The 8276-nt window shown below is 67.6% G+C and carries 7 protein-coding genes; all 7 read left to right on the top strand.

Going from position 1 to position 8276, the window contains the following annotated elements; translation table 11 throughout:
• The first annotated feature begins 42 nt into the window (after positions 1-42).
• The 7 genes from QMX81_RS19525 to glnE all read left to right on the top strand — a co-directional run bounded on the left by QMX81_RS19525 (position 43) and on the right by glnE (position 8181).
• Positions 43-369 carry a hypothetical protein gene (locus QMX81_RS19525; RefSeq protein ID WP_004883103.1) on the top strand — a complete coding sequence of 109 codons (327 nt, stop codon included), beginning with the start codon at positions 43-45 and terminating at the stop codon, positions 367-369.
• Positions 366-1730: a P-type conjugative transfer protein TrbL gene (trbL, locus tag QMX81_RS19520; RefSeq protein ID WP_004883106.1), complete on the top strand. Its 1365-nt coding sequence runs from the start codon at positions 366-368 to the stop codon at positions 1728-1730. Before QMX81_RS19525 ends, trbL begins: the two co-directional genes overlap by 4 nt.
• A 29-nt stretch (positions 1731-1759) precedes the next feature.
• Positions 1760-2464, top strand: coding sequence for a conjugal transfer protein TrbF (trbF, locus tag QMX81_RS19515; RefSeq protein WP_004883108.1), 705 nt, complete (start codon positions 1760-1762; stop codon positions 2462-2464).
• On the top strand, positions 2461-3453 hold the full coding sequence (gene trbG / locus QMX81_RS19510) for a P-type conjugative transfer protein TrbG (RefSeq protein ID WP_004883112.1): 993 nt from the start codon (positions 2461-2463) through the stop codon (positions 3451-3453). Before trbF ends, trbG begins: the two co-directional genes overlap by 4 nt.
• Positions 3454-3455: 2 nt before the next feature.
• On the top strand, positions 3456-4736 hold the full coding sequence (locus tag QMX81_RS19505; protein ID WP_004883119.1) for a TrbI/VirB10 family protein: 1281 nt from the start codon (positions 3456-3458) through the stop codon (positions 4734-4736).
• Entirely contained in the window at positions 4733-4975 is a 243-nt protein-coding gene (locus tag QMX81_RS19500; RefSeq protein ID WP_004883121.1) for a DUF2274 domain-containing protein, read from the top strand. The genes QMX81_RS19505 and QMX81_RS19500 overlap by 4 nt, the downstream gene beginning before the upstream one ends.
• 365 nt (positions 4976-5340) lie before the next feature.
• Positions 5341-8181, top strand: a complete 2841-nt coding sequence (gene glnE, locus QMX81_RS19495; protein WP_282263964.1) for a bifunctional [glutamate--ammonia ligase]-adenylyl-L-tyrosine phosphorylase/[glutamate--ammonia-ligase] adenylyltransferase — start codon at positions 5341-5343, stop codon at positions 8179-8181.
• The last annotated feature ends 95 nt before the right edge of the window (positions 8182-8276 follow it).

The following is an 8276-nucleotide window of genomic DNA, read 5'->3' as shown; positions in this document are numbered from 1 at the left end:
CCGCAGTCCGTCAACTTCTACAACAACTGACGGGAGGCGGCCATGCGATGCGTTCCTGTCCTGCTGGCCGTGCTGCTGACCGCATGCGGCCAGCAGCCGGCTGAAGACCTGACCGCCACCTTGGCCGCCGATCCCGTGCGGCTCAAGGCGCTGCGCGCCCAATGCGCAGCCGACCGGCAAACCGCAGGCGAAGACACCTGTCGCGCCGCTGCCGAAGCCTTCCGGCGGCGCTTCTTCACCGGCCAGACTGGGCCGGACGAATACCGGACGCTGGCAGAACTGCCGCCGATTCCGGCGAGTTTCGACACGCCAACCGACGACGCGCCGGAAGGTGATGCGTCGCTCGCCGCTGCGGAGGACACGCCATGAACGACGTAACGATCATCGACAGATTCCTCGATACCTTCTCGCGCTACATCGACTCCGGTTTCGGTCTGCTGCAAGGCGAAGTCGCGTTCCTGACGGCCACTCTCATTGTCATCGACATGACCATTGCCGGTCTGTATTGGGCCATGAGCCATGCGACCGGCCAGGGCGAGGACGTGATCGCCAAGCTGCTGCGCAAGGTGCTTTACGTCGGTGCCTTCGCCTACATCATCGGTAACTTCAATTGGCTGTCGAGCATCGTGTTCCGCTCGTTCGCCGGGCTAGGCATCACCGCCACTGGCTCGGCCATAACGATGGAGAACTTCTTGCAGCCGGGTCGGCTTGCCAAGACCGGCATCGACGCCGCTGCGCCGATCCTCGACCAGATCGGTGACATGGCCGGCTTCCCCGAAGTGTTCGTGAACCTCGACCCCATCGTGGTGCTGTTCATCGCTTGGCTGGTGGTGATCCTCTGTTTCTTCGTGCTCGCGGTTCAGCTTTTCATCACGTTGATCGAGTTCAAGCTGACCACGCTTGCCGGCTTCGTCTTGATCCCGTTTGCGCTCTGGAACAAAACCTCGTTCCTCGCGGAAAAGGTGCTCGGCAATGTGGTTTCGTCAGGCATCAAGGTCTTGGTGCTGGCGGTAATCGTCGGCATCGGCTCGGGCCTGTTCGCGGAGTTCCAGGTTCATCCCGACGAGCCTTCCATCGACCATGCGCTTGTCGTGATGCTGGCTTCGCTTGCCTTGCTGGCGCTGGGCATCTTCGGCCCCGGCATCGCCACGGGCCTTGTGTCCGGTGCGCCGCAGCTCGGCGCGGGTGCGATGGCGGGCGCTGCCGTCGGCGCGGTAGGCACGGGTGTTGCCATCGGTGCCGCCGCGACCGGCGTGGGCGGTGCCGTCATGGCGGGCGCACGCATGGCCCCGGCCGCCGCAAAGCTGGCCGGGAGCGGCGCACGCGCCGCCACGTCGGCGGCCAGCAGCGCCAAGTCCGCATTCCAGGCCGGTTCCGCCGCTGCGGGCGGCGGGGCTAAAGGCGCGGCTGCGGGCCTCGGCAATGTCGCCAAGACCGGCGCGCAAGCGGCAGGCCGCCGAGCTGCATCGGGCGCTTCCGCTGCCGGTCAGAAGGTGGCCGACTCCTTCCGGGCAGGATGGAACGGTGCGGATGTCGGCGCTGCCGGTTCCGGCCAGGCCGCCGCAGGCGAAGGCGCAGCCAGCGCGCCGAAGCAAGAGCAACCCGCCTGGGCAAAGCGGATGCACCGCCGCCAGCAGATCACCCATGCCGCAACCACCGCAGCCCACACGCTGCGCAGTGGCGACGGCGGCGGCTCAGGGCAAGGCCCAAGCCTGCGCCCCGATGCGTGACCCGATACCTGACCACCAAGGAGAACCCTATGCGATTCAAACGCCCGCAGGTGCGCTATGCCGACACGCCGCAGCCTGCCACCCCGTACCAATCCGCCGCGCAGGTGTGGGACGAGCGCATCGGCTCGGCCCGCGTCCAGGCCAAGAACTGGCGTTTTATGGCCTTCGGCTGCCTCACGCTTGCGCTGCTGATGGCCGGTGGCCTGGTGTGGCGCTCGGCGCAGTCCATCGTCACCCCTTACGTCATCGAGGTCGATCAGTCGGGGCAGGTGCGCGCCGTCGGCGAAGCCGCCACGCCGTACCGGCCCGCCGATGCGCAGATCGCGCACCACCTGGCGCGCTTCGTGACGCTGGTGCGCTCGCTGTCTATCGATCCCATCGTGGTGCGGCAAAACTGGCTGGACGCCTACGACTACACCACCGACAAAGGCGCGGCGGTGCTCAACGACTACGCCAGCAAGAACGATCCTTTCGCCCGTGTTGGCCGCGAGTCGGTGACGGTGCAGATCACCAGCGTGGTACGCGCCAGCGATGCCTCGTTCAACGTCCGTTGGACGGAGCAACGGTTCATCAACGGTGCCCCCGCCGGGACCGAGCGATGGAACGCGGTGCTTTCCACCGTCCTGCAAACCCCGCGCACCGAACAGCGCCTGCGCAAGAACCCGCTGGGTATCTACGTCAACGGCCTGTCGTGGAGCCGCGAACTGGATTCTTCTGAAGGAGCCAAGCCATGAACCTGTCTTTCCGCTTATACGCTTTCGCGCTGACCGTGGTGGCCCTGTCGGGCTGCGCTTCGCAGGGCAAGCCGCCTCCGTCCATTTCGCTCGATGAGCCGGTGCAGGCACAGCCGCTGCCGGAGCCGCCTGCTCCAGTGGAAGTCGTCGCCATGCCCGAGCCGCTGGCGCTGCCAGCGCAGTTGAAGCCGCTGCACGAGTTGGACGCGGCCCCGGCTAAGCCGGAGCCGGCCGATGAGAAGGTGCGCGTTTCCCGTGCCAATGCCGAGGCGCGCATCGCGCCCACGCGCGAGGGCTACGTCAATGCGATTCAGGTGTGGCCCTTCACCGATGGTGCGCTCTACCAAGTCTATGCCGCGCCGGGACGCGTGACCGTGGTTTCCTTGCAGCCGGGCGAGGAACTAGTGACGGTCGCAGCCGGCGATACCGTGCGCTGGATCGTCGGTGACACGTCCAGCGGCAGCGGCGACGCGATGCGCATCAATGTGCTGGTCAAGCCCATCCGCTCAGGCCTCAAGACGAATTTGGTCATCACCACCAGTCGCAGAACATACCTGCTGGAACTGACCTCGACGGAAAAGGCATGGATGGCGTCGGTGTCCTGGGACTACCCAAAAGACCGGATGTTGGCCTTGCAGCGCCAGTCGCAGGCGGCTAGCGCCGCCGCACCGGTCGATACCGGACTGTCGCTGGAGAAGATCCGCTTCCGATATTCCGTCTCAGGCAGCAATCCGCCGTGGAAGCCGCTGCGCGCCTTCGACGATGGCGAGAAGGTCTATATCCAGTTCCCGCCGGGAATCGCCCAAGGCGAGCTGCCACCGCTGTTCGTCATCGGCGCGCAGGGCGACGGACAACTGGTGAATTACCGTTTTCGCTCGCCTTACTACATCGTGGATCGGCTGTTCGGCGCGGCCGAACTGCGCCTGGGCGGCGACAAGGGTGACGTGGTGCGTATCGAACGCACGGATGGCTTGGCGCGGAGGAACTGACCATGAGCCAGGACGACACTCCCGACCTCGCCACGCCGCATGCGGGCAAGGTGGCACCCGAGGCAGTTGCGCTGCGCGCCCAACCGCGCCCGGTCACGCGCCTGAACCGGCGCACGCTGGCCATCCTCGTCGGCGGTCTCTCGGTCGCTGTGCTCGGCGCGCTGATGTGGTCGCTGCAACCGCAGCGGCGCGGTGCAGGCGAGCAGACCGAGCTTTACAACGTCGATCGCGTCTCGAAGTCCGAAGGGTTGGACGCGCTGCCGGCGGACTACTCGAAGCTGCCGCCCCCCTTGGCGGCATCCGTGCCGGAGTTGGGGCCGCCGCTGCCAGGCGATCTTGGCCCGGCCATTGTGAAGTCGCAGCAGCCGGTGACGGCCGCCTACGCGGCCCCCGGCAACGACCCCAACGACGCGTTGCGCAAGGAAGCCGAAGCAGCAGCGGCATCGGCGGTGTTCTTCCGCTCTGGTTCGCAGAAGGCCGCGCCGGTGGCGCAGACACAGGTAGCCGCTGCGCCGGGCTTCACCGCCAATGCGGCCTTCGACCCGCTGGCGGCCGGGCCTGCGTCGACGGCGGCCCAGCCCGCCGACCCGACCGCCGTGCAGAACCGGCAAGACCAGAAAGAGGCATTCCAGAAAGCCGGAACCACGGAAGCCCGTGATTCCGGCAACCTGACGCTGCCGGCGTCGCCGTATCAGGTCATGGCCGGAACGGTGGTCGCCGGGGCGCTGGTGACGGGCATCAAGTCGGACTTGCCGGGCGATGTGATCGCCACAGTGACGGAGCCGGTCTATGACACGGCTACCGGCAAGTTCCTGCTGATCCCGCAGGGGTCACGCATCCTGGGCAAATACAACAGCCAGGTCAGCTACGGGCAGAGCCGCGTGCAAGTGGTGTGGAACCGGATCATCCTGCCCGACACGTCTTCGCTCAAGCTCGACAACTTGGCCGGCACCGATCCGGCCGGCTACGCCGGCTTGGAAGATGATGTGGATTGGCATTGGGATCGCGTCTTTGCCGGTGCGGCACTGACGACGCTACTGGGCATCGGTGCCGAACTGGCTGCGCCGGAGAACCGGCAGGACGGTGATCGCGTCATCATCGCCGGCCGCGATAGCGCCCAGGACAGCATCAATCAGGTCGGTCAGGAGATGACCCGGCGCAACCTCAACATCCAGCCCACCTTGACGGAGCGCCCCGGCTTGCCGGTTCGCATCATCGTCAACCGCGATCTGGTGCTGCGGCCGTACCAGCCACTTTTCTTCAACAGGGGGACTTCGCGATGACGACGCGCAAGCTACGGCTCGGGCCGCTGCCGAAAACGGAATCCACGAAGCTGACTTTTGCTTGCCCGGCCAGCCTGAAAGCCGACCTCGACCGCTACGCTACGCTGCACGCGCAGACCTACGGCGAGGCGGTCGATGCCACGGTGCTAATTCCGCACATGCTAGAAGCCTTCATGGTCGGAGATCGGGGATTCAGGAAGGGAGGCGCGGGCAAGGCCGCGCCGCCGAAGCCAAGCTGATGATGCCGGTTTCCGCTGGCGGCCATCCCTCAAACGCGCAGCCCAAGGCTGCGCGTTCTTCATTCTGGAGGACGGCGACCGATTGGGCTATGAAGACCAAACGCGGCTACCGCCTGCAGGCAACCGCCCCCGATGCAGCACGCTCGGGCTTTCTACCGCGAAGCTCCTATGTGGCTCCCAGCCCACAACGCCACAGCCCCGCAAGGCGGCCCGAAGTAGAGCCAAACCCGCACCCCATATAGACTTCCGGCCATCAGGCTGATTTCAACAATCGCTTGACTGCGGACATTTTTTATGTCTCGCTTCCGGAACATCGGGGCGCCGATAGGTCTCTCGCGTCGACACGCGCCGGGCATAATCCCCCCATGCCGATTTCCGACCTCGCCGCGCCCGCGCGCGTCCCCGACGCCCTTGTTCCCCTGGTTGATCGCGCCCTGGCGCGCCTGGCCCTGTCGCTGACCGATGGCGGCCACTGGCCACCGCCGGCGCCCGTTCTGGAGACCCTGCGCGCGCTGGCCGTCACCAGCGATTTCGCCATCGACACCCTGTGCCGCCAGCCGGCGCTGTTGTCGCATCTCACCCAGGAAGGCTGCCCACCGCTGCCCCTGCCGGAACTGGACCCGCTGCAGCCCAGCGAATGGCAGCAGCGCCTGCGCCGCTACCGCACCGCCGCCTCCACCCGCCTGATCTGGCGCGACCTGACCGGGCAGGATGACGTGCCTGCCACGCTTGCCGGTGCCACCCGCCTGGCGGAGGAGTGCCTGCAGCTCGCGCTCTCCGCGCTGGAGCAGGAATTCACCGGCCGCCATGGCGTGGTCCGTGCGGCGGACGGCAGCGCGCAGCAGCTGGTGGTGTTCGGCTTGGGCAAGCTCGGCGGCGGCGAACTCAATTTCAGTTCGGACGTGGACCTGGTCTACGCCTACCCGCAGGGCGGCGAATCCGATGGCGCGCGCCCGCTCGCCGCCGAGGAATACTTCGCACGCCTTGGCCAGCGCCTCGCGCGGTTGCTCGATGACACCACCGTGGATGGCTTCAGCCACCGCGTCGATCTGCGCCTGCGCCCCTTCGGCAATGCCGGACGCGTGGCGCTGTCGTTCGCCGGCATGGACCAGTACTTCCAGCGCGAAGGCCGTGACTGGGAGCGCTATGCCTGGCTGAAGGCGCGCGCCGTCGCCGGGGATATCGCCGCGGGCGAAGCGTGGCTGCAGACCCTGCGCCCGTTCGTCTACCGCCGCTATCTGGATTTCACCGCGCTCGATGGCCTGCGCGAAATGAAGGCCGCGATCACCGCCGAGGTCTCGCGCCGCGAGATGCACGATGACATCAAGCGCGGCCCCGGCGGTATCCGTGAGATCGAGTTCCTCGCGCAGGCCCTGCAGTTGATCCGCGGCGGCCGTGAAGCGCCGCTGCGCGAGCGTCGTCTGCTGCACGCGCTGCCGGCGCTGGTCGCCTCCGGCCAGATGGCCGAGCAGGACGGCGCCGACCTGCTGCATGCCTACGGTTTCCTGCGTCGCCTGGAAAACCGCCTGCAGATGCTGCGCGATGCACAGACGCATGCGCTGCCCACCGACACCACCGACCGCCTGCGCATCGCCAGCGGACTCGGTTACGACGACTGGGACGCGCTGGTTGCCGCGCTGGATGTGCAGCGCGAGCGCGTCAGCACCGAGTTCGCCGCACTGCTCGCACCGCGCCGGGGCCAGGCCGCGCCGGATGCACTGGCCAGCTACTGGCGTGGCCTGCCCGACAACGGCAGCGCCGAGGTGCTGGCCGAAGCCGGCTTCTTCGATGCCGGCAGCGCCGATCAATCGCTGCGTGATTTCGCACAGAGCTCCGGGGTGAAGTCCTTGTCCGATGCCGCGCGTGCGCGCCTGGACCGCGTGCTGCCGGCGCTGCTGCACGCCGCCACGCGCTCACCGCAGCCGGATGCCGCGCTCAAGCGCGTACTCGGCCTGCTGCAGGCGATCCTGCGCCGGACCAGCTATCTCGCCCTGCTCGACGAACAGCCCAGCGCATTGGCGCGCCTGGTCGATGTACTTGCACGCAGCGCATTGCTGGCCGAGCGCCTGGCGGCGTATCCGCTGCTGCTCGATGAACTGCTGGACGTGCGTGTCTCCGGTCCGATGCCGGATGCCGCGGGCATGCAGGCCGAGTGCGCTGTCGCGCTGACCATCGATGATCCCGAAGCCGCGCTGCGGCTGCTCAACGAGATCCGGCTGGCGCTGAGCTTCCGCATGGCGATGGCCACGCTGGATGGTCGCCAGCGCGCGGTCGACACCACCCGGCAACTGGCCGAACTCGCGCAGGCGGTGGTCGTCACCGTGCTCGCGCTGGTGCAGGCCGACATGCAGCGCCAGCACGGTGGCATTCCCGGCGGGCGTTTCGCCATCATCGGCTACGGCAGTCTGGGCGGGTTGGAGCTGGGCTTCGGCTCGGATCTGGATCTGGTCTTCCTGCACGATCACCCGGCCGATCAGGACAGCAGCGACGGTCCACGCCCGCTGGACCCCGGCCGCTGGTATGCGCGCCTGGCGCAGAAGGTGATGGCGATGCTCGGCGCGGTCACCGCCGCCGGCCGCCTGTACGACATCGACGTGCGGCTGCGCCCGGATGGCGGCAAAGGCGCGCTGGTGTCCTCGCTGGCCAGCTATACCGAATACCAGCGCGAACGCGCCTGGACCTGGGAGCACCAGGCACTGGTGCGTGCCCGTGCCATCGCCGGCGATGACTCGCTGTTGGCCGACTTCGAACGGGTGCGCGCGCAGACGCTGGCGCGCCCGCGCGACAACACCGTGCTCTACACCGATGTGCTGAAGATGCGGGCGCGCATGCGTGCCGAACTGGACCGCAGCGATGCCGCACGGCTCGATCTCAAGCAGGGCGCAGGCGGTATCGTCGATCTCGAATTCCTGCTGCAGACCGGCGTGCTCGACAGCGCCGTTACGCACCCGCAGGTGGTGCAACCGCGCGATACCCCCAGCCTGATCGATGCGCTGGCCGACATCGCCTGGCTGCCCGGGGGCACCCGCGATGGCCTGCACGAGGCGCACGCGGCGCTGTTGGATGTGGGCCTGGCCTGCACGCTGGACCGCCGCCCGCGCCTGGCGCCACCGACCCCTGCATTGGAAGCGGCGCGCGCGATGATCACCGCGGCGAGCGATGCGGCGGGGTTGCCGTTCCAACAACGGATCGATGTCGTCAGCTGACGGCGGTTTGCACCGTCATCGACCTCGCACCGCTCTGGCACCGGTAGTGCCGGCCGCTGGCCGGCTCCCATGAACTCTGCTGAGCCGGCCAGCGG

It is taken from the genome of Stenotrophomonas sp. PS02301, from assembly GCF_029959485.1.
In the GTDB taxonomy this organism is placed as follows: domain Bacteria; phylum Pseudomonadota; class Gammaproteobacteria; order Xanthomonadales; family Xanthomonadaceae; genus Stenotrophomonas; species Stenotrophomonas maltophilia_Z.
Note: the sequence above shows the minus strand (reverse complement) of the source record. Positions and strands in the feature narration are given on the sequence as shown.

Excerpts from the sequence above, each read along its gene's own strand:
- QMX81_RS19525 (WP_004883103.1), top strand. The coding sequence starts at position 43 with ATGCGATGCGTTCCTGTCCTGCTGGCCGTGCTGCTGACCGCATGCGGC.
- trbL (WP_004883106.1), top strand. The coding sequence starts at position 366 with ATGAACGACGTAACGATCATCGACAGATTCCTCGATACCTTCTCGCGC.
- trbF (WP_004883108.1), top strand. The coding sequence starts at position 1,760 with ATGCGATTCAAACGCCCGCAGGTGCGCTATGCCGACACGCCGCAGCCT.
- trbG (WP_004883112.1), top strand. The coding sequence starts at position 2,461 with ATGAACCTGTCTTTCCGCTTATACGCTTTCGCGCTGACCGTGGTGGCC.
- QMX81_RS19505 (WP_004883119.1), top strand. The coding sequence starts at position 3,456 with ATGAGCCAGGACGACACTCCCGACCTCGCCACGCCGCATGCGGGCAAG.
- QMX81_RS19500 (WP_004883121.1), top strand. The coding sequence starts at position 4,733 with ATGACGACGCGCAAGCTACGGCTCGGGCCGCTGCCGAAAACGGAATCC.
- glnE (WP_282263964.1), top strand. The coding sequence starts at position 5,341 with ATGCCGATTTCCGACCTCGCCGCGCCCGCGCGCGTCCCCGACGCCCTT.